The organism is Mitsuokella sp. AF21-1AC, from assembly GCF_003458855.1.
Taxonomy (GTDB): Bacteria; Bacillota; Negativicutes; order Selenomonadales; family Selenomonadaceae; genus Mitsuokella.
On record NZ_QRVW01000023.1, the window covers coordinates 1 to 25,072 of the forward strand.

The following is a 25,072-nucleotide window of genomic DNA, read 5'->3' on the forward strand; positions in this document are numbered from 1 at the left end:
GGGGCTGTGAAATAACAGATCCCCAAAAACAAGAGGGCCGCATGCTCATTGAGCATGCGGCCCTCTTTGTGGTAAAATTTTCTATATCCCACTATGGAAAAGATTACCACATATCATTCTAAAACAATACAAGGCATTTTGCCAGTGTTTATTTCGGATTATCTGGATATCTGTGATCCTGTGCTGGTTTTTGACCGATTCATGGAGGGAATCAATTTGGAGAAGTACCTGAAGGCTGTGCCAGCTCACTGCACTGGCCGTCTTCGGTACGACCCGGTCAGCATGTTGAAAACAGTCTTATTCGGATTCATGAAGTACGGCTACATCTCACTGCGCGAGCTCGAGGACAATTGCCGTGTCAACCTTCGTTTCATGTATCTCATGAAGCACGAGACCCCATCTTACCGGACGTTCGGCTATTTCATCCACGATGTGCTCCAGCCTTCCGTGGAAGAACTGTTCTACGACCTGAACCGCCAGATATTTGCTGAGGAGCATATCGACCTCAACCACCTGTACATTGACGGATCGAAGTTCGAAGCAAATGCAAATAAATATCAATGGGTGTGGAAGAAGGCCACAGAGAAATCGCGTTACCGCTTGTTTGCAAAGATAACCGCACTGTTTGAAGAACTCAATGCGGAACTGGCTCCCAGCGGCATTGCCATCCCTACAAACACGGAATACGCCCCAGAGTATCTGGCCGAGGTGCTGAAGCAATACACTGCCTTCTGGAAGCTCGATGAAGCAGACTTCGTCCACGGGCGCGGACACCACAAGAGCCCGCAGCAACGTCATTACGAGCGGCTTCGGGAATATATGAGTAAGCTGGACGAGTACACCGAGAAACTGCAGATCTGCGGTGACGGACGGAACAGTTATGCCAAGACGGACCACTCAGCCACATTCATGCGAGTCAAGCAGGACTATATGGGGAACGGACGCCTGCTCCCTGCTTACAACGTCCAATTTGGTATTGCCGATGAGTATATCGCTGTTGCAGATGTGAACCATTACCGCTCAGATATGGACTGCTTCATCCCGTTGATGGAGAAGTTCCACGAGAAATATAGCTTCTACCCCAAATATCCCATAGCGGATGCCGGGTACGGTTCATTCAATAATTACATCTATTGCGAGCAGCATGGAATGGAGAAGTACATGAAGTTCCCTATGTACAAGAAAGAGATGACAGATAAGGCATATCAGCAGGATCCCTACCGAGCCGTGAACTTCAAGATTGATGAGACCGGTACACTGCATTGTCCAAATGGACGGGCCTTCCGTTTCCTGTATCGCCAGAATGTGAGAGGGAACCGTTTTGGCCGCCAGGAAGAGGTCTACCAATGCGAGGACTGTACAGGATGCCCCTGTGCATCTGACTGCAAGCGGACAGACCGGAACAGGACCATCCGGATAAATCGAGAACTGACCGCCATGCACCAAGAGGTCGTGGAGAATCTGAACAGCATCCAGGGAGCGCTGTTGCGGATGAACCGCTCAATCCAAGCAGAGGGAACATTCGGTATCTTGAAGACAGACCGCTGGTACAAAAAAATAGTGCGGAGAGGCAGCGATGCTGTCCGCATGGAGATTTTCCTGGTTTCAATAGGTCACAACCTGTATAAGTACTACAACAAAAAGCAAAAGATGAGACAGGCCGCATAGGATGGATGGTATACCATTTTATGGGGAAAGGGGTTGTATACCCTTTTTTCAGGACAGGAAGCTCTCGGCACGCAAAAAGAGGCTGTGGACAAAATGATTTTACATTTTGTCACAGCCCCTTTTTATTACGAGCTTATTTTTTCAGCGCTTCCTTGAGCGTCTCCGTCATGGCTTTCTGCACGATGCGGAGCACGTCCTCTACGACAGCGTTGTACATGTCACCGCCATCGACGACGCCGCGGCCATTCTCCGTGAGGAAGAACTTCTTCGGCGGCTCGTTTTCCTTGTAAGCTTCGCTGAGCTTATCCTGGACGAGTTTCTCGATTTCCTGTTCAGTCATCCTAGTCACCTCTTTCTGTAATAACCTGTATTTATTATTATACGACATCGGCACGTTTTTTTCCTTGTTTTTTTGAAATTTGACTGGAAAGAAATACAATGTATTTCTAACTCGTTGCTAAAGACAAGTTAAATCCGAACACCTATACTGTATCCATAACAAAAAACGTTATGGATATTTCTGATTTTACGGATAATGATGCAACAGAAAGGCGATGATGATATGAATTTGCTCAAGAAGAAAATGATAGCCGGCATGCTGGCCGGTGCAATCCTGACGGCTGGCGGCGTGGGGCTGCTTTCGACGCAGTCCGGGGCAGCTCATTCATATGCTGCCACACAGGCAATGGGACCGCGTGGCGGACGTCAGATGGATACGGCGGATATGGCAAAACGCATTGCTGAGGAGTTTGGCGTCAGCGAGAGCCAGGTCCAGACGGCCCTCGAGGACAAGAAGGATTTCCGCGACATCGGTCAGGCCGCCATGCTGGCCAAGCTCAGCGGCAAGTCCTTTGACGATGTCATGGCGATGAAGACCGACGACGCTGATTGGCGTGATATCGGCGCAAAGCTCGGCGTCACCCATGATCAGGTCCTGGCCGAGCGTGATGAGATGACGGCCAAGCGCATCAGCCAGCAGGGCAATGTCGACCAGGATACCGTCGTTGCACTGCTGAAGGATGGCTACCGTCCGCAGGATATCGACATGGCCGGCCGTCTGGCCAAGGCGGCGGACAAAGATGTCCGGAAAGTCCTGTCCTATAAGAAAATCAACAATACGTGGTCGGATGTGGCCAAGCAGCTCGGCGTGGATGAATCAGCTGTTCGTCCACAAACAGGGGACAGAATGGCGCGCCACATGGATGATGATGGTCATTATCCTGGTATTATGGGCGGAGACATGCAGGATTTTTGTGAATAAACCCTTGACAAGGCAAAAAGATGCGTGTAATATAAGACCCATCAACAAGTTAACAGTGTTACAGATGAAATCATCGAACAGGAAATAGTAGCAAGGTCTCTATCCCTTCAGCGAGCCGGCGGCTGGTGCAAGGTCCGGCGCGATATGCCTTGTGAATGGTCCTGCGAGAGCCCACCGAACCCGTGAGGAAGTAGGCTGGGACGGCTGCCCCCGTTATCGGGCTACGGTATCGGACTTTGTTCCCGTACCGGATGAGAAGAACAGCAGTGGCTGCTGTTGAATTCGGGTGGCACCGCGAAACGAATATTCGCCCCGTCAGGCAGAAAACGAATCTGTCAGGCGGGGTTTTTTATGTTTATGGGATACAGATGAGGAGATGGCAGGATGCTTCGAGCGAAATTATGCGGCATGAAGACAGAAGCGGCGGCACGGGCTGCCGATGAGGCGGGGGCGGATTTCATCGGTTTCATCTTCTGGCCGGACAGTCACCGCTTCGTGACGCCGGCTGAGGCCGCCGTCATCGGACGCACGGTTCATCGGGCCAGGAAGGTCGGGGTCTTCGTCGATGAAGAGCCTGCAAAGGTCTGTGCGGCGGCGGATGAGGCCGGGCTCGATTACATCCAGCTGCACGGTCACGAGGATGCAGCGTACGTCAGGCGGCTGAACCGGCCCGTCATCAAGGCTTACCGGTACGGCGACGGTTTCTCGGCCGCGGCCGCCAATGATTTCCCGGCGGAGTTCATCCTCGTCGATGCGTACCGGCCGGGACAGGCGGGCGGCACGGGTGAGTCCTTTGACTGGCAGCGTGCCGCAGCGGAGATTCGGGCCGTCGAGAAGCCGGTACTGATAGCCGGTGGCATCAGCGAGGCAAATGTCACCGAGGCGGCGGAGATTTTCCAGCCGTACGGCGTCGATGTCTCGGGCAGCCTCGAGGTGCACAAAGAGAAATCAGTCGACAAGATACGCTCCTTCATGCAGAAGGTAGCAGCATGGAATGGGAGGAATTGACATTGCGGGATATATTAGCTGAGATCGTGGCGAAGAAACGCGATATCGTGGCGGCGGCCAAGCAGGAGCTGCCGCTTGCGGAGGTGAAACGGGGCCTCTCGCCGGCGTCCTTCCGCATGGCGCAGGCGTTCAAGGCGAAGCCATGGAACCTCATTGCCGAGTGCAAGCTGCAGAGCCCGGCCAAGGGCCGCCTGTGCCGGAGGTACACGGTGGAGGAGCTCGCACATATCTACGAGGACAACGGTGCCGCGATGCTCTCGGTGCATACGGACCCGCATTTCCTCGGCTGCAATGAGGATTTCCGCAAGGTCCGCGGCGAGGTGAAGCTGCCGCTTCTGCGGAAAGATTTCATCATCGATCCGTATCAGATCTACGAGGCCAGGCTGCTCGGCGCCGACGCCGTCCTGCTCATCGCGCGCATCCTGACGCCGGAGCAGCTCAAGTCCTTCCTCTACACAACTTGGAGCCTCGGCATGGATGCACTCGTCGAGGTTCATGACCGCCGTGATATGGAGGCAGCGCTCGCGACGCCGGCTGAGTTCATCGGCATCAACAACCGCAACCTCGTGAGCTTTACGACGTCGATCGAGCAGACGATGGAGCTCCTGCCGTATGCGGACCGCGAGCGGACGCTCATCAGCGAGAGCGGCATCTTCACGCTGGATGATGCCCAGCGGCTGGCTGATGCGGGCTGCCAGGGCATCCTCGTCGGGGAGGGTCTTGTGCGGGCCGATGATGTCGCCGCGCAGACGCGGGCCTTTGCCGGTGTCAAGGCCCGTGCATAAAACAGATGGTAAGAATGGAAAGGAAGATATACATGAATACGAAAGGCAGATTTGGAGCTTATGGCGGACAGTATGTCCCGGAAATCGTAATGCCGGCTCTCAACGAGCTGGAGGCCGCTTATGCAAAATACAAGGATGATCCGGAGTTCCAGGAGGAATTCAAGAGTTACTTGCGCGAATATGCCGGCCGTCCGACGAATCTGTATTACGCCGAGAAGCTCACGAAACATTACGGCCGTGCGAAGATCTTCCTCAAGCGTGAGGACCTCCTGCACACGGGCGCGCACAAGATCAACAACGCGCTCGGCCAGGCGCTGCTCGCCAAGCGCATGGGCAAGAAGCGCATCGTCGCGGAGACGGGCGCCGGTCAGCACGGCGTCGCTTCGGCGACGGTCGCCGCGCTTTTCGGCATGGAGTGCCATGTATTCATGGGTGCGCTCGATGTGGAACGTCAGAAGCTCAACGTTTTCCGCATGAAGCTGCTCGGCGCCAAGGTCATCCCGGTTTCCTCGGGGACGGGAACGCTCAAGGATGCGACGAGTGAGGCCATCCGCTACTGGGCGACGAATATCACGGATACGCATTACATCATCGGTTCTGCCGTCGGTCCGCATCCATATCCGACGATCGTGCGCGACTTCCAGAAGGTCATTGGCGAGGAGATTCGTGCGCAGATGATGGAGAAGATCGGCGGCCTGCCGAACTACCTCATCGCCTGCGTCGGCGGCGGCAGCAATGCCATCGGCACGTTCTACGACTTCCGCAATGACCCGGTTGTCAAGAAGTTCGGCGTCGAGGCCGGTGGCCGCGGTGAAGCGCCGACCGATAATGCCAAGACGCTGTCGGGGGCCGGCGAGCCGGGCATCCTGCACGGTGCTTTCAGCTATTTGCTGCAGGATCCGGACGGCCAGGTCGTCGAGGCATACTCCATCTCGGCAGGCCTTGATTATCCGGGTGTCGGACCGGAACATTCCTATTATAAGGATGCCGGCATCGTCAAGTACGTATCCGTCACGGACCAGGAAGCACTCGATGCGTTCCAGCGCCTCTCGAAGATCGAGGGCATCATCCCCGCCATGGAGAGTTCGCATGCACTCGCGTACCTCGAGAATCTGATGCCGACGACGAGTCCGGACGAGACGGTTGTCGTCACGCTCTCGGGCCGCGGCGACAAGGATGTACAGATGGTAGCAAAGGTTCTCGGGGAGGAGATTGAGTAATGAGCACGCGTTTGGATAAAAAAATGGCCGCTCTCAAGGCAGCCGGCAAAAAAGGAATCTTCATCTATATCACGGCTGGCGCGCCGGATGTCGAAACGACCATCGAGGCTGTGAAGCAGGCGGAGGCCGCCGGTGCCGATGTCATCGAGCTCGGCCTGCCGTTCTCCGATCCGATGGCCGACGGTCCCGTCATCCAGACGGCTTCGGTTGTGGCTCTCAGGAACGGCATGACGCTCAAGAAGGAACTCGAGATTGTCCGCAAGATCCGCACGTTCTCGGATATCCCGCTGATCGGCATGGGTTACATCAACAACATGTACCATTACGGCTTTGAGAAATTCGTCACGGATTTCAAGGCTGCGGGCATGGACGGCGTCATCGTTCCCGATGTGCCGCATGAGGAGTCGGGCGAAATGCGCAGAATCTGCGCGGCGCATGACTTCCATCTGACTGAGTTCATCACGCCAGGCACGACGGAAGCGCGCATGGCGGAGACGTGCAAGGGCGCGACGGGTTTCATCTACTGCGTTTCGAACAACGGCGTTACGGGCGTCAAGAAAATCGATTATTCGACGATCGGCAAGGTCTGTGAGAAGGCCCGCCGGTTTACGGACACGCCGCTGGCTGTCGGCTTCGGCATCGGTTCACCGGAAGCGGCCGTCGAGGCTGCCGCCAAGAGCGATGCCGTGATTGTTGGCAGTGCCGTCGTCAAGCGCCTGCTCGATGGCAAGATGGAGGAAGCCGTGCAGCTCATCCGCGACATGCGTGCGGCACTCGACAAGGCATATGCCCGGAAAGCCTGAAAGGAAGGGGTCATCATGGAGCTGAAACCATCACGGGAGGCGTTCCATAAGCTCGCGGCGGAGACGAATCTCATCGCCGTCACCAAAGAGATCAACATGGATATGGATACGCCGGTATCCGTTTATTACAAGCTTGTCGGCGAAAAGAAGGGCTTTATCCTCGAATCCGTCGATACGACGCATCAGCAGTTCGGCCGCTATTCCTTTATCGGTGCTGAGCCGTTTGCCCGGCTGCAGGTCTTTCGCAACAAGCTGATGATCAAGGAGAATGACCTGATGAAGTGCATCGACGGCGCGCCCGTCGACACCATCAAGGCGTACATGAAGAATTTCCGCCCGGCCGTCGAAGATCCGTCGCTGCCGCTCGCCAACGGCGGCATGGTCGGCTATCTCAACTACGATATCGTCGCAACGTTCGACCGCGTGCGCGGCATGGATTTAGGCGAGGAAGAACTTTTGGGGCAGTTCATGATCTGCCGTGTGCTCGTCGTCTACGACGCACTGCGCAACCGCGCCAGGCTCGTCTGCCTGGCCGATGTCGATGGACGCGACATCGACGAGGCGTACGATGCCGTCGCCGCCAAGATCGCATCCCTTGAAGAACGGCTCTCGGCGCCGCTGCCGAAACAGGAGAAAAAAGCGGCTAAACGCCGGGAAAAGGTCGACTTCCTCAAGAAATTCGGCCAGGCCCCCGAGGATTTCCTTGCAGCCATCCGCAAGGCCAAGGAGCATATCTTCGCGGGTGATATCTTCCAGGTCGTGCCGTCGCGCCAGTTCCGCGAGAAGATTACGAAGCCCTGCTTTGACTTCTATCGCCGGTTGCGTCAGGTCAATCCCTCGCCGTACATGTTCTACTTCAATTTCGGCCGCGTGAAGCTCGTCGGCGCTTCGCCGGAGATGCTCGTCAAGGTGTCGGGCGATACGGTCTACACATACCCGATTGCCGGCACGCGCCGCCGCGGCAGGAATCCGCAGGAGGACAAGACGCTCGCGGAGGGCCTGCAGAAGGATGTCAAGGAGTGTGCGGAACACTCGATGCTTGTCGATCTCGCGCGCAACGATATCGGCCGCATCAGCGAGCCGGGCAGCGTGCGCGTGACGAAGCTGCGCCAGGTCGAGTATTTCAGCCATGTCATGCACATGGTGTCGGAGGTCGTAGGCAAGCTCAAGCAGGGGTATACGCCGATGGATGTGCTCAAGGCGACGTTCCCCGCGGGGACGGTCAGCGGCGCGCCGAAGCTGCGCGCCATGGAGATCATCCATGAGCTTGAGCCCGTGCCGCGCAATTCGTATTCGGGTACGGTCGGCTACATGGATTTCTGCGGCAACATGGATATGTGCATCACGCTGCGCACGATGCGCATCGAGAACGACGACACCGCCATCATCCAGTCGGGGGCCGGCATCGTCGCCGACTCTGTTCCCGAAAAGGAATACCAGGAAATCCTGCAGAAATCAAAGGCGTTGTTTGAGGTCGTAGAGGAGGTGGAAAACGATGTTGTTGCTTTTAGATAACTACGACTCCTTTACGTACAACGTTTACCAGCTCCTGTCGGAGCTTGGGGCCGAGGTCGAGGTCATCCGCCACGACAAGACGACGGTGGAGGAGGTCCGGCGTCGCGGCTACGAGGGCATTGTCATCTCGCCGGGGCCCGGCGTGCCGAAGGACGCCGGCATCAGCGAGGATGTGATTCGCGAGCTCGGCGGCGAGGTGCCAATTCTCGGTATCTGCCTTGGCCATCAGGCCATCGGCGAGGTCTTCGGCGGCAAGGTCGTGCGCGCGGGCAAGATTATTCACGGCAAGGTATCGCCGCTGCACCACAACGGCAAGGGGCTCTATGCCGGCCTGCCACAGGATATCGAGGTCGGCCGCTATCATTCACTGATCATCGACCGTGCGACGCTGCCCGACTGCCTCGAAGTCACGAGTGAGCTGCACGATGGCACAATCATGGGCGTGCGCCACAAGGAGATGGACATCGAGGGCATCCAGTTCCATCCGGAATCCATCCTGACGCCGACGGGGAAGACGATGATGCAGAACTTCCTCGCGCATCTTTCCTGAATATCTAAGCACTTTTTTAGCACCTCTTGGAAATCGTTTGGGTTTCTTTTAGAAATCATGTGCAGCAAGCAGGATTTTTGCCCGGTACCGGGGAATAACATAAAGAAACATCCCGTAATGGGGAAGACTATTCCAGCTGCTGCCTGTCTGCATGATGGCCGCTGACTGGAACCGGGAGGAGGAAGATGCCTTATGATGTCCAAGAGAAAGGGGATGGCCGCTGCTTTGCTGGCACTGTCCCTGTGGCTGGCTCCCTATGGGGAAGCCTCGATGGCACCTGTAGCTGCAGAACCCGTGGCAACGGCTGAACCGTCAGCACCGGCAGCAGCGCCTGCCGAAACGGTGGTGCCGCTCGATGCCAGGGCTTCGCTGGATAAGGCTTTCGATCAATTGGCAGAAGTCAAGAACGGGACGTATGATTTGTCGCTGGTGGCGACGACGCCGAAGGGCAGTGCCACGCTTACGAGCGGCATCTCATTTGTATCCGAGCCGTACACGCGCGCAAAGGGGCAGATGGCCATCGGTTTTTCGCTGCCGGGCGCGCCGGAATTTGAGCGCGATCTCGCCTACTACATCCGCGAGACGGAGCAGGCCACGGCCTTTTACTGCCGTCTCGGCCATGGCGAATGGGAGAAATCCGTGACGAAGCGCCAGCCGATGGACAAGACGGTCAACGGGTTCTGGACGGCGGCTTTCCGCAACGGCTTCATGGATTTTGCGAAGGATGTGCAGTTTGACGTGAAGGAAGGAGCGGCACAGACGTACCTCGTGACGGTGGATGGCAAGGCCCTCGGCAAGCTCTATCTCGAGAATGAGCACCCGAACCTCGCCAATGCCGACATGCAGAAAACGCTGGAGTCAATCCTTAAGAATGTGCCGGATTTCACGTATACGGTGACCATCGATGAGGAGAAGAACACGCTGACGGATTTCCACGCCAATCTGACGGAGCCCATCCGCAAGGCGGGGCTCATCTATCTGAAGCGCAGCGATATGACGCGCGAGGATAAGGATTCGTACCGCAAGGCTCTCGAAAACAGCACGGTGGAATTGAGCCTCAAGGGCCGTGACTTCAACGAGCTCGAGGATGTGCAGGTCCCCGCTGAGATCCTGGCCAGTGCGCGCGATATCAAGGCCGGCACGGCCAATGAAAACGCCGCGCCTGCCGGCAAGAAGGCAGACGTCAAGTAAAATCGCATATCGATTATTTGCAGGGGTACACCTCGGTGTTGAGAAGGCATGGCCTGACCCTTAGAACCTGTGGAGTCAAGACTCGCGAAGGGAGCAAAGAAATTCGGAGCTCGCCGGCAGGCGGGCTCTTTTTGACGCCGGGTCTCCTGGAGAAAGAAAGGCAATGGTGATAGATATGGAACTGGAAGAAATCAAGCAGGGCATTCTCCTGGCCGTCCGCAAGGCGAAGGAGACGACGCCGCTCGTGCCATCCATCACGAATTCGGTGACAATCAATTTCGTGGCGAATGCGCAGCTGGCGGCCGGCGGTTCAGCCGCCATGGTCTATCTGCCCGATGAAGGGACGGGCATGGCGGCTCTCGGCAGTGCCATGTACATCAACATGGGGACGCTGTTGCCCATCTACGAGAAGACGCTGCCGCTGACGGCGCACAGCCTGGCTGATCATCACCATCCCTGGGTGCTCGACCCCGTCGGCATCGGACTCGGCGGCATGCGGCGGGACCTTTTGCTCGCGTTCCGCCAGACGCCGCCGGCCATCGTGCGCGGCAATGCGTCGGAAATCATCGCGCTCGCGAATCTCTGGCAGCTCGATTCGGGCATGGCGGCTGACGGCGTGCGCGGCGTCGATGCGACGGACAGCGTGCGCGAGGCAAAGCTGGCGGCCGAATCGCTGGCCCGCTTCACAGGCGGTGCCACGGCCGTGTCGGGCCCCCTTGATCTCGTGACGGACGGCACGACAACGGTCATGAGCGAGGGCGGCTCAGAGCTTTTCACGAAGGTCACGGGTGCCGGATGCTCTCTCGGCGGCGTGGCAGCCGTCTACGCCGCTGTGACCACGCCATTTTTCGCGGCGCTGGCGGCTGTGCAGGCATACAATTTCGCCGGAAAGAAAGCCGAACAGCGTGCCGGCGGACCGGGTACTTTCGCCGCTTATTTCCTCGATGAGCTCTATCAGGCAAAGCCCGAGGAGATTGCGGACAATCCGTTCTATATGATATGAATCGATGGCATGAAAAGGGGGCTTTACGATGAATGCGCTGATTGCGGTGGCCATTGCTCCGTGCGGGACCGGTGAGGAAATGTCGTCTTATGTCGGCGAGGTCGTGCAGGTCATCCGGGAATCGGGACTGCCGAACCGCACCAATTCGATGTTCACGGAGATCGAAGGCGAATGGGATGAGGTGATGGCCGTGGTGAAGAAGGCCACGATGGTGCTGGCCGACCGCGGTATCCGCACGGAGGTGGTCCTGAAGGCGGACATCCGTCCGGGTTATCAGGATATGATGCATGGCAAGCTGGAACGCATGGAGAAAAAGATTGCCATGGCAAAGGCGAATCAGGTGAATCAGGAAAATCAGGAAGGAAGCGATGCGAAGTGAATATGCGTGAACGACTCGATATCTCCGCGTACTTTGTCGTGGGGCCGGAGAACACACTCGGGCGGCCGGTGCCAGAGGTTATCCGCGCGGCGGTCAGCCACGGCTTTACGTGCCTGCAGCTGCGTTCCAAGACGGCATCGGCAAGGGAGCTCATAAATCTGTGCGGCGAGACGGCTTGCGTGCTGCAGGAGCTCCACAAGGAGGACGCGGTGGCCTTGCTTGTCGATGATCGTCTCGATGTCGTGCTGGCCGCACGTGAGCAGGGCATCAAGGTGGATGGCATCCATGTGGGGCAGAGCGATGTGCCCGTGAGTGTCTGCCGCAAGTATCTTGGCGAGCGCGGGGTCATCGGCCTCTCCGCCCGCACGAATGAGCTTCTCGATTACGTCCGCCATGCCGATACATCCGATATCGATTATTTTGGCGCGGGGCCGCTGCACGAGACGCCGACGAAGCGCGACTGCGGCCGCGGGGCCGATGGGCGCGTGATCACGCGGAGCTTTGAAGAGCTCACGGAGCTTCACCGCATCAGCCCGGTGCCCGTCGTTGTGGGCGGCGGCGTCAAGGCCTGCGATCTGCCTGCACTCAAGGCGACAGGCGTCGAAGGTTTCTTCGTGGTCAGCGCCGTGGCGGGAGCTGAAAATCCCGGCCGGGCAGCGAAAGAGATGGTGTCCATCTGGCGAAAATCCTGAGCTTTTTGCCTGTGAATTGCCCTCCAAAAAAATTTTGAAAAAATAAGTCAAAAAGTCGAAAAAGTATTTGACTTTTTGACTTATTGCGCTATAATAAGATTCAGGAACGGACGAAAGCCGCTCCGCAAGAATCAGAAAATCAGACAGAGCGATTATGGAGGATACGATTATGGGACAAGAAAAATACACAGCCAAGACGCTGGCGGCCCTGCAATCCGCTCAGCAGATCGCGGCCATGAAATATCATCAGGAAATCACGTCGGCCCATGTGCTCCTGGCACTGGCCAAGGAACCTGAGGGGCTGCTCGCGACGATCTTTGAGGAATGCCAGGCAGATCTACCGATGCTCAAGGCAAGACTCGAGCAGGAACTCGCGAAGATCCCGAGTGTCAAGGGCACGGACCGCCTCGGCATGGGCATGGACATGGTCCGCGTGCTCGGCCGCGCCGAGGAATATGCCAAATCCATGAAGGACGATTACGTTTCGACGGAACATCTGCTGCTGGCCCTTGTGACGGACGGCAGCAGCGAGGTGCAGGATATCTGCCGTCAGTTCCATCTGACGAAATCTGCCATCCAGGCTTCCATCAAGAAGAACCGCAAACAGAATGTCACGACGGATAATCCGGAAGAGGGCTATAAATCCCTCGAGAAATTCGGCCGCGATCTGACGGCTGCGGCGCGTGCCGGCAAGCTCGATCCGGTTATCGGCCGCGACGAGGAGATTCGCCGCACCATCGAGATCCTTTCGCGCCGGACGAAAAACAACCCGGTGCTCATCGGTGAGCCGGGTGTCGGCAAGACGGCCATCGTCGAAGGCCTCGCACGCCGCATCGTGGCGGGCGATGTACCGGAATCCCTCAAGAACAAGACGCTGTTCTCACTCGATATGGGTTCTCTGATCGCCGGTGCGAAGTACCGTGGCGAATTCGAGGAACGCTTGAAGAACGTACTCAATGAGATTGCCAAGTCGGAAGGACAGATCCTGCTCTTCATCGATGAGCTTCATACGGTCGTCGGTGCCGGTGCCTCGGAAGGCGCCATGGATGCCGGCAATCTCCTGAAACCGATGCTGGCGCGCGGCGAGCTGCGCTGCATTGGCGCGACGACGCTCAACGAATACCGCAAGTACATCGAGAAGGATACGGCTCTCGAGCGCCGCTTCCAGCCGGTCATGGTCGGTGAGCCGAGTGTCGAGGATACGATCTCAATCCTGCGTGGCCTCAAGGAACGTTACGAAGTTCATCATGGCGTGCGCATCCGTGATGCGGCGCTCGTCGCAGCCGCCACGCTTTCCGACCGCTACATTTCCGACCGTTTCCTGCCGGATAAGGCCATCGACCTCGTCGATGAAGCCGCTGCCAAGCTGCGCACGGAGATTGAATCCATGCCGGCGCCGCTCGATGAGATCCGCCGCAAGATCATGCAGCTGGAGATCGAGGAGCAGGCACTCAAGAAGGAGACGGATGAAGCTTCGCAGCAGAAGCTCTCCCGCATCACGAAAGAGAAGGCTGACCTGCAGCAGCAGGAAGCGGAACTCAAGAAGCAGTGGGAGACGGAAAAGAATGCCATCCTGCGCGTGCGCGCCATCAAGAAGGAAATTGACGGCGTGAACAGCGAGATGGAAGCAGCCGAGCGTGCGTACGACCTCAACCGCATGTCGGAACTCAAGTACGGCAAGCTGCCGGAACTCCAGAAGAAACTCAAGGAGGAAGAAGCGATCATCGCGGCCAAATCCAAGGACGACCGCCTGCTCAAGGAGGAAGTCGGCGAGGAGGACATCGCCAAGGTCGTCAGCCGCTGGACGGGTATCCCTGTGACGAAGATGCTGACGGGCGAACGCGAGAAGCTGCTGCATCTTGAAGATGTGCTGCACGACCGCGTCGTCGGCCAGGATGAAGCCGTCAAGGCCGTCAGCGAAGCCATCCTGCGCGCGCGTGCCGGCATCAAGGACCCGAACCGCCCAATCGGTTCGTTCATCTTCCTCGGCCCGACGGGCGTTGGCAAGACGGAGCTCGCAAAGACGCTGGCAGAAGCCCTCTTCGATGATGAGCGCAGCATGATCCGCATCGATATGTCGGAGTACATGGAGAAGCACAGCGTATCGCGTCTCATCGGCGCGCCTCCGGGCTACGTCGGCTACGATGAAGGCGGGCAGCTCACGGAAGCCGTGCGCCGCCGTCCGTACAGCGTCATCCTGCTCGATGAGATCGAGAAGGCACACCGCGATGTCTTCAACGTGCTGCTGCAGATCCTCGACGATGGCCGCCTGACGGATGGCAAGGGCCGTGTCGTCAACTTCAAGAACACGGTCATCATCATGACGTCGAACCTCGGCTCGCATGAGATCCTCAACAAGAGCTATGAGGAGGCAAAGGTTGCGGTCAAGGATATCCTCAAGGATTACTTCCGTCCGGAATTCCTCAACCGTGTCGATGACATCATCGTCTTCAAGGCCCTCGAGAAGGAACAGGTCAAGAAGATTGCCGCCATCATGCTCAAGAGCCTCGGCGAACGCCTGGAGCGTCAGGTCAAGATTTCCCTTGCCTGGACCGATGAGGCTCTGACGGCACTTGCCAATCAGGGCTTCGACCCGAACTTCGGTGCCCGTCCGCTGCGCCGCCTGCTCGTGCATACGGTTGAAACGGCACTCTCCAAGAAGATTATCCGCGGCGACGTGCAGGAAGGCGATACCGTCGAGATCGGCTACGATGGACATGATTTCACCTTCACGACGCAGGTCAAGGCGACGGTGGAAGATTAAACTTGTGCGTCTGACACAAGTTGCCATATAAAAAGGACTCCTGCATGAGCAATCATGCGGGAGTCTTTTTTGTACGGATGTTATGGTGCCGGGACGAATTTTGCGAGAATCGTATGGCCGTCCTTAACGAGGCTGCGGCTCAGCGCGTCGAGCGGCGCGAAAATCGGCGCGTACTCAAGGCGCAGGCGGAAGCGCAGGAACTGATGCGTCGTGCAGCCGAAAATCGGCACGCGGTCGAGGACGAAGGGATTCTCCGAGGGGGAAGCCAGACCGTAGTGCACGGTGAAGGCAGCGCGGTAGCCGGCCTCCTTTGTCATGCGCTCGAGTTCCTGGTCATAGGAGCCGCAGGGGTAGGCGATGAAGCGAATCGGCTTATTCAGCCGCCATTCGAGGGCCTGCTTGGAGGCGGAAAGCTGCGTCCAGACTTCATCGGCCGGGATTTTGTCGAGTTCCGGATGCGAGAGCGTATGGCTCTCGAAGTCGATGAGGCCGCTCTGCTGCATTTCTTCGACTTCGCCCCAGGTCATGTAATTGGGGTACGTGCCTATGAAATCGGAAATCAGGAAGATCGTTGCCTTGAGGTTGTATTTCTGCAGGATCGGGAAGGCATTCTTGTAGTTGTCGACGTAGCCGTCATCGAAGGTGATGATGACAGGCTTTTCCGGAAGCGGCGTGCCGTTTTCCCAGGCATCGAGCATTTCTTCCGGCGTGATGGCGTGGTAGCCATTGTCGACGAGATACTGCATCTCTTCTTCAAATTGTGCCGTCTGTACGGTCAGAGAGTTTTGGTCACGGTCATTGATCTGGTGGTAGTTCAGCACCGGCACGGCCCGGTCCGCTGTGTGCATCCGATAGGCGCAGATCCCGACGATGCCAATGCATGCGATCAGGAGCAGCAGCAGGATTCGTTTCAACCATCTAGTCATCCAGACACATCCTTTTCTTTCAAGCTCGTAGAAAATTTACATACCGTTTAGTATATAACAAGGCGTTGGTACGGTCAAGGAACGTGAAGTCTCAAGAAATTGTTTTACGAATCCTGAAATCCGTCCTATAATAGATACGTACCATATACTTAGGAATCGGCGGAAAGAGCCGGACTATTCTAAGGAAGAAGGAGTTTTTTCACATCATGATGAGAAATGATTTATGCTGGTGTGGCAGCGGCAAGAAATATAAGAAGTGCCACGCGGATTTTGACGAGCGTATCTCGGAAATGAAATTCGATATCTTCAAGGGTCAGGTGCGTCCGCCGAAGAAGATCATCAACAATGAGAAGGATATTGCCGGTGTGCGGGCAGCAGGCGTCATCAACGATGGTGCGCTTGACCTCATGACGGAGCTCGTGAAGCCGGGCGTGGATACGGCGAGCCTCGACCAGGCCGCTGCCGACTACATCCGCGAGCGCGGCGGCATCCCCGCCTGCCTCAATTATGAAGGCTATCCGAAGAATGTCTGCATCTCCATCAATGAGGTCGTCTGCCACGGCATTCCGTCGCAGAAGACCATCCTCAAGGAAGGCGATATCCTCAACATCGATATCACGACGATCCTCAACGGCTATTATGCGGATGCTTCGCGCATGTACATTGTCGGCCAGGCTTCGCCTGAAGCGGAGAAGCTCGTGCGCGTCACGAAGGAGTGCATGGAACTCGGCGTCGCAGCAGCCAAGCCCTGGCATTTCCTCGGCGATATCGGCGCGGCCTGCGAAGCCCATGCGCATGAGAATGGCTATTCCGTCGTCACGGATCTCGGCGGCCATGGCGTTGGCAAGGATTTTCATATGGAGCCGTTTGTCCCGCATGTCGGCGAGAAGGATACGGGCATGCTGCTCGTGCCGGGCATGATCCTGACGGTTGAGCCGATGATCAACGAGGGTTCGTACAAAGTCGTGGTTGACAAGGGCGATGGCTGGACGGTCCGCACAAAGGACAAGAAGCTCTCGGCCCAGTGGGAGAACACGATCCTCATCACGGAGACGGGGACGGAGGTTCTTTCGTCCTGAAGAACGGTATAACGCGAAAGGATAATCAGAAGCAATGACAACATTCAAGGATTTAGGCATTCGGGATGAACTCTGCGAGGTCCTGCGCTATCAGGGCATCCGCGAGGCGACGCCGGTGCAGGAACAGGCCATCCCCGTCGTGCGGGCCGGCCGCGACTGCATCGTGCAGGCGCAGACTGGCACGGGCAAGACGCTGGCCTTCCTGCTGCCGATCATCGAGAAACTCAAGCCGCAGGCTGAGGTCGCACAGGCGCTCGTCGTGACGCCGACGCGTGAACTGGCCATCCAGATCGCGAAGGTGGCAAAGACGGTCGGGGAGGCCGCGGGCATTTCCTCGCTCGTCATTTACGGCGGGCAGGATATCGAGCGCCAGAAGCAGAAGCTGCGGCGCCATCCGCAGCTCATCATCGGCACGCCGGGACGCCTGCTCGATCACCTGCGCCGCAGGACGATTGATCTCTCTCAGGTCAACAAGGTCGTGCTGGATGAGGCGGATGAGATGATGCGCCTGGGCTTCATCGAGGATGTGGAGCTCCTGCTCAAGGAGACGGCGCCGGATCGTCAGCTCATGCTGTTTTCGGCGACGATGCCGGACCGCATCAAGGCGCTTTCGCTGCGTTACATGCAGACGCCGGAGAATATCGCGGTCAAATCGGAGCATGTGACGCTCGATGCCATCGAGCAAGTCATCGTCGATACGACCGAGGAGACGAAGATCGACAAGCTCTGTGAGCTCATCAATCAGGATCAGCCTTATCTGGCCATGGTGTTCTGCCATACGAAGCAGCGCGCGCATATGGTGACGATGGCACTTGCGGCCCGCGGCTATCTCGTCGATGAGCTGCACGGCGACCTTTCGCAGGTCCAGCGCGCGCTGGTCCTCAAGCGTTTCCGCAAGGCGGAGCTCCAAATCCTCTGTGCGACGGATATCGCCGCGCGCGGCCTCGATATCGAAGGTGTGACGCATGTTTTCAACTATGATATCCCGCACGATGCGGAGAGCTACATCCACCGCATCGGCCGCACGGGCCGCGCCGGTGAGCACGGCAAGGCCGTGACATTCGTCAATGCGCGCCAGTATGATCTGCTGCGCCGCATCGAGTCGGGCATCAAGAGCCGCATCGAGAAGCAGCGTTCGGAGCGCGGCCGCCGCCACAAGGAGAAGCAGGAGCAGATCCTCAAGGAGATCCGGGACAAGCGACAGGAGCACAAGGCGAAGAAGAAGCCGCTGTCCAAATACGCGAACCGCAAGGGCGCCGCGCACAAGGGCCGCAATGACCGGAGCCGCCGTCAGAAGCCGCATGGAACCAAGACGAATATGAGCCGCCGCTCGAAGATGGGACGGCACTGATACAGGACTGCATCAGCTTTTGGGCTGGTGCAGTTTTATTTTAACGAAAAAGTTGTCAAAAAATTATATAAAAACGAAGAAACAGGCAGGAATCTGGCAGGAAAGAGCGAAATAAAGAAAATAGATTCAGTTCAACAAGGGGGTATTTACATGATCGGCATCAAGAAAGTTATCGCAATCGTCTGTGGCGGCGGCCCGGCTCCTGGCATCAACAGTGTCATTTCCGGCATCACGAATGAAGCAACGCGTCACGGCTGGGATGTGCTTGGCATATACGATGGTTTTTCACGCTTGGCCCGCGGTGAGAAGAACTACGTGCGCCTCGAACCGAAGGACATCAGCCACATCCATATGACGGGCGGCTGCATCCTCAAGATGTCCCGCTTCAACCCAACGAAGAAGGAGTCGGATCTGCGCACGGTCGTCGAGACACTGACGGAGCTCGGCGTCACGCATCTCGTGACGATCGGCGGCGACGATACGGCCTACAGCTCGGCAGCCGTTTCCGAAGAAGCCCGCAAGATGGGGCGTACGATCAATGTCGTTCATGTGCCGAAAACCATCGATAACGATCTGCCGCTGCCGGAAGGCGTGCCGACGTTCGGTTTCGAGACGGCCCGCGCCTTTGCGACGACGGAGATCGAGAACCTCATGGAAGATGCGCGTACGACGAACAACCGCTGGTACTTCACGATTGCCATGGGCCGCACGGCCGGTCACTTGGCTCTCGGCATGGGCCGCAGCGCCGGTGCCGCCATCACGATCATCCCGGAGGAGTTCCCGCAGGAGAAGATCCCGCTGCAGCAGCTCGTCGATATCATCACGGGTGCCATCGTCAAGCGCTACCTGACGGGCAAGAATTACGGCGTAGCCGTCATTGCCGAAGGCGTCATCGAGAAGATCATGCCGGAAGACTTCAAAAAACTCGGCGAGGTCGTCATGGACGAGCACGGCCATATCCGCTACAGTGAGCTCGACTTTGGTGAAATCCTCAAGCAGGCCGTACTGGCTGAGGTCAAGAAGATCGGCATCAAGATTTCCGTCATTGATAAGGAAATCGGTTACGAGCTGCGCTGCTCGGCGCCGATTGCCTACGATATCGACTACGCGCGCTCGCTCGGCTATTCGGCCGTCAAGTTCCTTATGCGCGGCGACAGCGGTGCTCTGATTTCCATTCAGAACAATGAGGCCGTGCCGATGCGCTTCGAGGACATCAAAGACCCGGCCACGGGCAAGACGCGCGTGCGCAAGGTTAACATCAAATCCGTACAGTATCGCATTGCCCGCGGCTCGATGATGCGCATGGAGAAGGAGGATCTCGACGATCCGGGCCTTGCCAATGCGTATCGCATGACGCCGGAGGCCTTCAAGGCCCGCTATGCCTATCTCTTTGACGATGCCCCAACGCCGGCACCGGAGCAGAAAGAGGAAGCAGCAAAGAAATAAAGGCACCCTGTGTGCAGGAATCAGCCCCTTGGCAGGCGGCGGGAGAAATTCTCCTGCCGTCTTTTTTTATTTTTTTATGAATTGTAAAATAAAGTGGCACAAAGTTTCCCGGTCTGAATAGCAAAAAACACCAGCGATTCTTTGGTATAATTGTTTTGGAAGGCGGATTTACAATGTAAGTGCAACAAAATAAAGAAATGACACATAGACTTCTGGTATAATGGTGTTTGCAACAACAACCCAGATCCCAGGAGGAGCTATGTGCCACTACAAACATCTTACACTAATTGAGCGTGAAAAGATACTACTTTTTTATCGAAAGCGCCGTAAAACCCCGCCCTTTAGGGTTGGGGATACAAGGCGCGTCCGCCGAATTTGCGTAAGCAATTGAAGGCGGACAACTTTTTCCTCCTTCATACTTGTATTAACTATTAAAGTATAATATAATACAAGTATGAACAGAGTATATCATTCAAACCGTAACATCGTATATTCCTGTAAATATCACATTGTATTCTGTCCTAAGTATCGTCGAAAAGTGCTCGTAAATGGTGTGGATGTGAGATTGAAGGAGCTCATACAGTCCATCGCGGCCGAAAACCACTTTGAGGTCATCGAGATGGAAATCATGCCAGACCATGTACATCTGCTTTTGGAGGTAGATCCGCAATTCGGAATTCACAAAGCAGTGAAGACAATCAAGGGCAAAACGTCGAGGATACTAAGACAGGAATTTCATTGGCTGACAACGAAACTGCCGACACTTTGGACAAATTCCTATTTCTGTTCTACGGTCGGCGGTGCGCCGCTTGGAATCGTCAAGCAGTATATCGAGAGCCAAAAGACATCGCAAAGGAAGTGAGAAAAATGGAAACGTACACACTGGGCTATAAGTTCCGCATCTATCCGAACAGGACGCAGGAAAACCTCATCAACCGCACGCTTGGCTGTGTACGTTTCGTATTCAACCACTTCCTCGCGGTGCGTCGCGACGAATGGAAAGCGAATCACAATTCGCTGACTTACGTCAAGACAAGCAAATTGCTCACTGACCTCAAGAAGCGCGAGGAAACTGCATGGCTGTCCAAAGCGGACAGCATGGCATTGCAGGAATCCCTGAGGAACCTTGACCGCGCGTTTCAGAACTTCTTTGCAAAGCGGGCAAGATACCCGCGCTTCAAGTCGAAACATAGTCACAGCCAGTCCTACCGGACGCGCAATCAAACAAACGGTATCCGTATCATCGACAAGAGGATCAAGCTCCCGAAGATCGGTCTTGTGAGAATCAAGCAGAGCCGTGACTTCGATGGCCGGATTCTCTCTGCCACGGTAAGCCGGGCTGCCTCAGGCAAATACTACGTTTCGCTTTGTGTCGAAGCAGAAAAAGGATCCTTGTCCTGCCCAAACGATGGCAAGCAGATTGGTATTGACGTTGGGTTGAAGGTATTCTATTCGGATAGCAACGGCGATACCGTAGAGAACCCACATCCACTGAAGAAGCTCCAGCGCAAGCTCCGCCGAGAGCAGCGGCGGCTTTCCCGAAAGATGTCGAGATCAGTGAATCGTGAAAGAGCGCGTGTCCGTGTTGCTCGCGTCCATGAACGTATCGCAAATATTCGCAGGGATTTCCTTCACAAGATATCGACACGGCTTGCTCGTGAAAATCAAACAGTAGCCGTAGAACATCTGAACATCAAGGGAATGCTGCGGCATCATAAACTCGCGAAGTCCATCTCAGATGTGAGCTGGAGCGAATTTTTTCGTCAGCTGTCGTATAAGACAGAACGACACGGCGGCGAACTGCTCCAAGTTGATACGTTCTACCCGTCAAGTCAGACTTGCTCCGTCTGCGGTTGTCAGAATCCACTGACAAAGGATTTGAGCGTCCGCGAATGGGATTGCCCAGCATGCGGAACCCATCACGACAGAGATGTGAATGCCGCAAAGAACATCCTGCGCAAGGCTTTGGAAGACAAATCCAAAGTTGCATGAACGGAAATAGAACATACCGTGGGGCACACGGGAATTCACGCTTGGGGAGATCGTGTAAGACGCCAATTCCTCGGAGGCGGCGCAGTGGTCGTCGAACCAAGAATCCCCTGCCTTTAGGCATGGGGAGTGTCAACAGCTGGTGTAGAATTGAATCTTGAAGAAAAATAAGAAGATTGTCCGATGACATACAAGAGAGGGGGGCTATGACAATGAGAATAATCGAGAGGGTATTGTTGACCTTGTGTTTTACGGTAGTTATGCTTTTGCCGCTGGGGATTGCCTCCGCGGGACATTTGGAAGATATTTTGGCGAGGGGAACTATTCGCATTGGCACAACGGGGGATTATATCCCCATGTCGTATCGGAACCTGGAGACGGGGAAATATGAAGGGATAGATGCCGAGATTTCCAAGCTGATTGCCGAGTCCTTGGGGGTGAAAATCGAATATGTGCCGACAACCTGGCCAACCCTTGCGGCCGACACACAAGCAGATAAATTCGATATTGCCCTATGCGGCATTTCCCGCAACTTCAATCGGGAAAAGATCATGGCCATGTCCGATGCCTATGGAGAGGGGATGTTCGGAAAAACAATTCTCTGCCGCCAGAAAGATGCCAAGCGTTTTAAAAGTCTTTCAGATATTGACAAACCGGATGTGCGGGTAATGATAAATCCCGGCGGCACGAACGAAAAATTTGCTCATGCCAATCTGAAACATGTGCAGCTCATTGTGCACAATGAGAATGCTGACATTCCACGCCAGATTGCTGAAGGCAAGGCAGACATCATGATTACGGAAACCGTGGAGGCGGCGCATTATGTCAGAAGCGATAAGCGGCTGGCCGCACCGCTGATAAATGAGCCGTTTACACGCCACTCCTGCGGCATACTCATGGCTAAGGGGGACCAGGAATGGCTGAATTATATCAATTTTGTTCTGGCAGAACTGCGCATGGATGGTACCATGAAGACGTTGGAGAATAAGTATCTGAAGTAAATAGGGAGGTTTTTAGGATGCAAACAAAACTCAGTAAAGTGATTTAGGGATTATTAATTGCTGCAAGTATGACTATTGCGCTTACTATGGCTGTTCCAGAGGTCCGTGCCGAACAGGCACCACAGGGGTCGCTCGTTATCGTGACAAAGGTAAATCCTGCCAATAGTTCCGGTTTTGTGGAGCTATCGGAGGCGGTGCCGGATGTCATTTTGGAACCGCGTTATTATTTCACCTATAACTTTGTAGGAGATCGCATTGCAGGCTATCAGGCTCCGCGTATGTTTTTGACAAGACAGGCGGCCAAGGCATTGCGGGCAGTTTCTGATGATGTGGTAAAGCAGGGCTATCGGTTGAAGGTTTACGATGCGTACCGGCCACAGATGGCTGTTGATAATTTTGTCGCTTGGGCGGAGAATCTTGGCGACAAACGTATGAAGGAGTATTTTTATCCGCAGGTGGATAAGACTCGCCTTTTCGCCGATGGCTATATTGATGCTAAGTCAGGCCACAGCCGTGGTTCCACACTGGATTTGATGCTCTTTGATATGCGGACAGGAAAAGAGGTGGATATGGGGAACGTCTTTGATCACTTTGGTGTGGAAAGTCATCCCGACTGGTGTGGCAATCCTGAAACAGGCAAATACACGGGCAAATATAAAGGCAACAAAAAGCCGAAAAATGGACAAATCAATGAAGTGCAGTTCAAAAATCGCATGATTCTGCGCGAGGCGATGATTCGCAATGACTTCAAACCGCTAGATACGGAATGGTGGCATTTTACGTTGAAAAATGAGCCGTATCCGGATACTTATTTTATGTTCCCCATCCAGTAAGCGATAGCTATCTCATATCGTGTTCTATAACTAGGAGAAAGGATGATAGAATATGAATTGTAAAATAAAGTGGCACAAAGTTTCCCAGTCTGAATAGCAAAAAACACCAGCGATTCTTTGGTATAATTGTTTTGGAACAAAAAATTAACCAAAGGAGAATCGCTGATGCAATTCCATTATATCAGAACAAGACAAAAAACAAACACCTTACAGGCATCGAGCGCGGGAAAATTGAAGCGCTTCGCAGACAAGGGTGGAAAGCCGCTGATATAGCGGCTGAAATCCAGGTGAGTGTCCGCACAATCTATCGGGAGCTGCGGCGCGGAGAAGTCACTTTAAAGCGCAGTGACTGGAGAATGTACCAGACCTATTCGGCAGAAGCCGCACAGACCCGGTATGAGGCGAAACAGCGCGCCAGGCAGGGCGCGCTGAAGATTGGCAAAGAGAGGGAACTTGCCGAAGCGATAGAAGTGCTCATAAAAGAGAAGCACTGCTCGCCATATGCAGCACTGGAACAGCTGAGGAAACGTTTCAAGATACCGTTCTGCCTGAAAACCCTGTACAATTATATCCACCACGGTCTTTTCCTGCGGTTGAAGAGTGAAGATCTGCCGAACTATCGGCGGAAGAAGGCATATGCCCCACAGAAGAAACGGATTGCGAAGCGGGGGGGGGAAGAAGCATTGATGAAAGAGCGCCGGAAATTGATAGACGGGAAGAATGCGAGCACTGGGAAATGGATACCGTGGTGGGGAAAGTGAAGAGCAAGGCATGTCTGCTGGTTCTCACAGAGAGGAAGACACGCCGGAAAATCGTGCGGAAGATGCCAGACAAAAGCATGGAAAGCATGGTCCGGACCTTCGGGGAAGTCCTGAGCAGCGGTGCGTACAGCAAAGAGGATTTCAAAACGATAACGAGCGACAACGGTTCGGAATTCATGAATGCAGACTACTTTGAAGGAATGGGAATACCTTACTTTTATGCGCACAGCTTCTGTTCATACGAACGAGGGAGCAACGAAAACAACAACCGTCTCATTCGGCGGTTTATCCCAAAGGGAAGAGACATCGGGGATTATACAGATGCTTTCGTACAAACGATAGAAGATTTTATGAACAATTATCCAAGAAAGCTGTTTTCAGGGAAATCTGCCAATGAAATGTATGCTGTTTCAAAGGCAAAATAATTTGTGACACTTAGAGTTGCAATTCACCCTTTTTTATTTTTTTTTAGAAAAGGTGTTGACATGATGCTTAATATGCTCTATAATTACTTCTTGTCAGCCGGGGTTACTACTCCGGTGCGCGACGATATCGCGGGATGGAGCAGTCGGTAGCTCGTCGGGCTCATAACCCGAAGGTCACAGGTTCAAGTCCTGTTCCCGCAACCAAATGATAATTCCATTATTTACATATAGAGAACAGATTTTATCTGTATCATCGCGGGGTGGAGCAGTCGGTAGCTCGTCGGGCTCATAACCCGAAGGTCACAGGTTCAAGTCCTGTCCCCGCAACCAAATGGAAAGTTGCTGATATAGCTCAGTCGGTAGAGCGTATCCTTGGTAAGGATAAGGTCACCAGTTCAATCCTGGTTATCAGCTCCATAATA

Annotated in this window: 24 protein-coding genes, 3 tRNA genes, 1 riboswitch and 1 other annotated feature; of the genes, 25 read left to right on the top strand and 2 right to left on the bottom strand. The window is 55.1% G+C overall.

Features of this window, described 5'->3' with window-relative positions; genetic code table 11:
* Nucleotides 1-216: 216 nt before the first annotated feature.
* The gene (locus tag DWX75_RS08810) at nt 217-1,668 is read left to right on the top strand and encodes a transposase (protein ID WP_233519546.1); all 1,452 of its coding nucleotides are present in this window, start codon (nt 217-219) and stop codon (nt 1,666-1,668) included.
* A 133-nt stretch (nt 1,669-1,801) separates the two neighbouring features.
* Here the strand turns inward: DWX75_RS08810 and DWX75_RS08815 are convergent, their stop codons facing one another.
* Nucleotides 1,802-2,008: a hypothetical protein gene (locus DWX75_RS08815; protein WP_118015965.1), complete on the bottom strand. Its 207-nt coding sequence runs from the start codon at nt 2,006-2,008 to the stop codon at nt 1,802-1,804.
* 222 nt (nt 2,009-2,230) lie between these two features.
* Between DWX75_RS08815 and DWX75_RS08820 the strand changes: the two genes are divergently transcribed.
* The 12 genes from DWX75_RS08820 (at nt 2,231) to clpB (ending at nt 14,839) form a co-directional block, all read left to right on the top strand.
* Nucleotides 2,231-2,929: a Tat pathway signal sequence domain protein gene (locus DWX75_RS08820; protein WP_118015966.1), complete on the top strand. Its 699-nt coding sequence runs from the start codon at nt 2,231-2,233 to the stop codon at nt 2,927-2,929.
* A 64-nt stretch (nt 2,930-2,993) separates the two neighbouring features.
* Nucleotides 2,994-3,247 (top strand) — a binding site (T-box leader).
* A 66-nt stretch (nt 3,248-3,313) separates the two neighbouring features.
* Nucleotides 3,314-3,937: a phosphoribosylanthranilate isomerase gene (locus DWX75_RS08825; RefSeq protein ID WP_118015967.1), complete on the top strand. Its 624-nt coding sequence runs from the start codon at nt 3,314-3,316 to the stop codon at nt 3,935-3,937.
* 2 nt (nt 3,938-3,939) lie between these two features.
* Nucleotides 3,940-4,722: an indole-3-glycerol phosphate synthase TrpC gene (gene trpC, locus DWX75_RS08830; protein WP_118015996.1), complete on the top strand. Its 783-nt coding sequence runs from the start codon at nt 3,940-3,942 to the stop codon at nt 4,720-4,722.
* A 32-nt stretch (nt 4,723-4,754) separates the two neighbouring features.
* On the top strand, nt 4,755-5,942 hold the full coding sequence (gene trpB / locus DWX75_RS08835; RefSeq protein ID WP_118015968.1) for a tryptophan synthase subunit beta: 1,188 nt from the start codon (nt 4,755-4,757) through the stop codon (nt 5,940-5,942).
* A complete protein-coding gene (gene trpA, locus DWX75_RS08840; protein ID WP_118015969.1) occupies nt 5,942-6,745 on the top strand; it encodes a tryptophan synthase subunit alpha in 804 nt (267 codons plus the stop codon). Before trpB ends, trpA begins: the two co-directional genes overlap by 1 nt.
* Nucleotides 6,746-6,760: 15 nt before the next feature.
* On the top strand, nt 6,761-8,260 hold the full coding sequence (gene trpE / locus DWX75_RS08845; RefSeq protein ID WP_118015970.1) for an anthranilate synthase component I: 1,500 nt from the start codon (nt 6,761-6,763) through the stop codon (nt 8,258-8,260).
* The gene (locus DWX75_RS08850; protein ID WP_118015971.1) at nt 8,241-8,810 is read left to right on the top strand and encodes an aminodeoxychorismate/anthranilate synthase component II; all 570 of its coding nucleotides are present in this window, start codon (nt 8,241-8,243) and stop codon (nt 8,808-8,810) included. The genes trpE and DWX75_RS08850 overlap by 20 nt, the downstream gene beginning before the upstream one ends.
* Before the next feature lie 192 nt (nt 8,811-9,002).
* Nucleotides 9,003-10,001, top strand: a complete 999-nt coding sequence (locus DWX75_RS08855; protein ID WP_118015972.1) for a hypothetical protein — start codon at nt 9,003-9,005, stop codon at nt 9,999-10,001.
* 11 nt (nt 10,002-10,012) lie between these two features.
* A riboswitch (TPP riboswitch) is annotated at nt 10,013-10,111 on the top strand.
* A gap of 53 nt (nt 10,112-10,164) precedes the next feature.
* Nucleotides 10,165-11,004 (top strand): hydroxyethylthiazole kinase, encoded by an 840-nt coding sequence (locus tag DWX75_RS08860; RefSeq protein ID WP_199497572.1) that lies wholly within the window; start codon nt 10,165-10,167, stop codon nt 11,002-11,004.
* A gap of 28 nt (nt 11,005-11,032) precedes the next feature.
* Nucleotides 11,033-11,383, top strand: coding sequence for an MTH1187 family thiamine-binding protein (locus tag DWX75_RS08865; protein ID WP_118015973.1), 351 nt, complete (start codon nt 11,033-11,035; stop codon nt 11,381-11,383).
* A gap of 2 nt (nt 11,384-11,385) precedes the next feature.
* Nucleotides 11,386-12,075, top strand: coding sequence for a thiamine phosphate synthase (locus tag DWX75_RS08870; protein ID WP_199497577.1), 690 nt, complete (start codon nt 11,386-11,388; stop codon nt 12,073-12,075).
* Nucleotides 12,076-12,244: 169 nt separating this feature from the next.
* Nucleotides 12,245-14,839, top strand: coding sequence for an ATP-dependent chaperone ClpB (gene clpB, locus DWX75_RS08875; RefSeq protein ID WP_118015975.1), 2,595 nt, complete (start codon nt 12,245-12,247; stop codon nt 14,837-14,839).
* Between the two features lie 80 nt (nt 14,840-14,919).
* Here clpB and DWX75_RS08880 read toward each other — a convergent pair whose 3' ends face one another.
* Entirely contained in the window at nt 14,920-15,765 is an 846-nt protein-coding gene (locus tag DWX75_RS08880; protein ID WP_118015976.1) for a polysaccharide deacetylase family protein, read from the bottom strand.
* A gap of 206 nt (nt 15,766-15,971) precedes the next feature.
* Between DWX75_RS08880 and map the strand changes: the two genes are divergently transcribed.
* From map to DWX75_RS08935, 12 genes are all read left to right on the top strand, one after another.
* Nucleotides 15,972-16,844 carry a type I methionyl aminopeptidase gene (gene map / locus DWX75_RS08885; RefSeq protein WP_118015977.1) on the top strand — a complete coding sequence of 291 codons (873 nt, stop codon included), beginning with the start codon at nt 15,972-15,974 and terminating at the stop codon, nt 16,842-16,844.
* Between the two features lie 34 nt (nt 16,845-16,878).
* Complete coding sequence (locus tag DWX75_RS08890; protein ID WP_118015978.1) at nt 16,879-18,195, top strand: DEAD/DEAH box helicase; 1,317 nt, start codon at nt 16,879-16,881, stop codon at nt 18,193-18,195.
* 150 nt (nt 18,196-18,345) lie between these two features.
* Nucleotides 18,346-19,641, top strand: coding sequence for a diphosphate--fructose-6-phosphate 1-phosphotransferase (gene pfp, locus DWX75_RS08895; protein WP_118015979.1), 1,296 nt, complete (start codon nt 18,346-18,348; stop codon nt 19,639-19,641).
* Between the two features lie 454 nt (nt 19,642-20,095).
* On the top strand, nt 20,096-20,503 hold the full coding sequence (gene tnpA / locus DWX75_RS08900; RefSeq protein ID WP_040636139.1) for an IS200/IS605 family transposase: 408 nt from the start codon (nt 20,096-20,098) through the stop codon (nt 20,501-20,503).
* Nucleotides 20,504-20,508: 5 nt separating this feature from the next.
* On the top strand, nt 20,509-21,633 hold the full coding sequence (gene tnpB / locus DWX75_RS08905; protein ID WP_118015980.1) for an IS200/IS605 family element RNA-guided endonuclease TnpB: 1,125 nt from the start codon (nt 20,509-20,511) through the stop codon (nt 21,631-21,633).
* Between the two features lie 209 nt (nt 21,634-21,842).
* Complete coding sequence (locus DWX75_RS08910; protein ID WP_233519547.1) at nt 21,843-22,631, top strand: transporter substrate-binding domain-containing protein; 789 nt, start codon at nt 21,843-21,845, stop codon at nt 22,629-22,631.
* Nucleotides 22,632-22,771: 140 nt separating this feature from the next.
* Nucleotides 22,772-23,464 carry a M15 family metallopeptidase gene (locus tag DWX75_RS08915; RefSeq protein WP_199497573.1) on the top strand — a complete coding sequence of 231 codons (693 nt, stop codon included), beginning with the start codon at nt 22,772-22,774 and terminating at the stop codon, nt 23,462-23,464.
* A gap of 131 nt (nt 23,465-23,595) precedes the next feature.
* Complete coding sequence (locus DWX75_RS12135; protein ID WP_199497574.1) at nt 23,596-24,225, top strand: helix-turn-helix domain-containing protein; 630 nt, start codon at nt 23,596-23,598, stop codon at nt 24,223-24,225.
* Nucleotides 24,168-24,650, top strand: coding sequence for an IS30 family transposase (locus tag DWX75_RS12140; protein WP_233519551.1), 483 nt, complete (start codon nt 24,168-24,170; stop codon nt 24,648-24,650). The genes DWX75_RS12135 and DWX75_RS12140 overlap by 58 nt, the downstream gene beginning before the upstream one ends.
* A gap of 128 nt (nt 24,651-24,778) precedes the next feature.
* Nucleotides 24,779-24,854: transfer RNA gene (locus DWX75_RS08925), tRNA-Met, on the top strand.
* 50 nt (nt 24,855-24,904) lie between these two features.
* Nucleotides 24,905-24,980: transfer RNA gene (locus DWX75_RS08930), tRNA-Met, on the top strand.
* Nucleotides 24,981-24,991: 11 nt separating this feature from the next.
* Nucleotides 24,992-25,067, top strand: a tRNA-Thr gene (locus DWX75_RS08935).
* Nucleotides 25,068-25,072: the final 5 nt, after the last annotated feature.

Bases quoted from the DNA above. Each gene is read 5' to 3' on its own strand.
- DWX75_RS08815 (WP_118015965.1), bottom strand. From the start codon at position 2,008: ATGACTGAACAGGAAATCGAGAAACTCGTCCAGGATAAGCTCAGCGAA.
- DWX75_RS08820 (WP_118015966.1), top strand. From the start codon at position 2,231: ATGAATTTGCTCAAGAAGAAAATGATAGCCGGCATGCTGGCCGGTGCA.
- DWX75_RS08825 (WP_118015967.1), top strand. From the start codon at position 3,314: ATGCTTCGAGCGAAATTATGCGGCATGAAGACAGAAGCGGCGGCACGG.
- trpB (WP_118015968.1), top strand. From the start codon at position 4,755: ATGAATACGAAAGGCAGATTTGGAGCTTATGGCGGACAGTATGTCCCG.
- trpA (WP_118015969.1), top strand. From the start codon at position 5,942: ATGAGCACGCGTTTGGATAAAAAAATGGCCGCTCTCAAGGCAGCCGGC.
- trpE (WP_118015970.1), top strand. From the start codon at position 6,761: ATGGAGCTGAAACCATCACGGGAGGCGTTCCATAAGCTCGCGGCGGAG.
- DWX75_RS08850 (WP_118015971.1), top strand. From the start codon at position 8,241: ATGTTGTTGCTTTTAGATAACTACGACTCCTTTACGTACAACGTTTAC.
- DWX75_RS08855 (WP_118015972.1), top strand. From the start codon at position 9,003: ATGATGTCCAAGAGAAAGGGGATGGCCGCTGCTTTGCTGGCACTGTCC.
- DWX75_RS08860 (WP_199497572.1), top strand. From the start codon at position 10,165: ATGGTGATAGATATGGAACTGGAAGAAATCAAGCAGGGCATTCTCCTG.
- DWX75_RS08865 (WP_118015973.1), top strand. From the start codon at position 11,033: ATGAATGCGCTGATTGCGGTGGCCATTGCTCCGTGCGGGACCGGTGAG.
- DWX75_RS08870 (WP_199497577.1), top strand. From the start codon at position 11,386: ATGCGTGAACGACTCGATATCTCCGCGTACTTTGTCGTGGGGCCGGAG.
- clpB (WP_118015975.1), top strand. From the start codon at position 12,245: ATGGGACAAGAAAAATACACAGCCAAGACGCTGGCGGCCCTGCAATCC.
- DWX75_RS08880 (WP_118015976.1), bottom strand. From the start codon at position 15,765: ATGACTAGATGGTTGAAACGAATCCTGCTGCTGCTCCTGATCGCATGC.
- map (WP_118015977.1), top strand. From the start codon at position 15,972: ATGATGAGAAATGATTTATGCTGGTGTGGCAGCGGCAAGAAATATAAG.
- DWX75_RS08890 (WP_118015978.1), top strand. From the start codon at position 16,879: ATGACAACATTCAAGGATTTAGGCATTCGGGATGAACTCTGCGAGGTC.
- pfp (WP_118015979.1), top strand. From the start codon at position 18,346: ATGATCGGCATCAAGAAAGTTATCGCAATCGTCTGTGGCGGCGGCCCG.
- tnpA (WP_040636139.1), top strand. From the start codon at position 20,096: ATGAACAGAGTATATCATTCAAACCGTAACATCGTATATTCCTGTAAA.
- tnpB (WP_118015980.1), top strand. From the start codon at position 20,509: ATGGAAACGTACACACTGGGCTATAAGTTCCGCATCTATCCGAACAGG.
- DWX75_RS08910 (WP_233519547.1), top strand. From the start codon at position 21,843: ATGAGAATAATCGAGAGGGTATTGTTGACCTTGTGTTTTACGGTAGTT.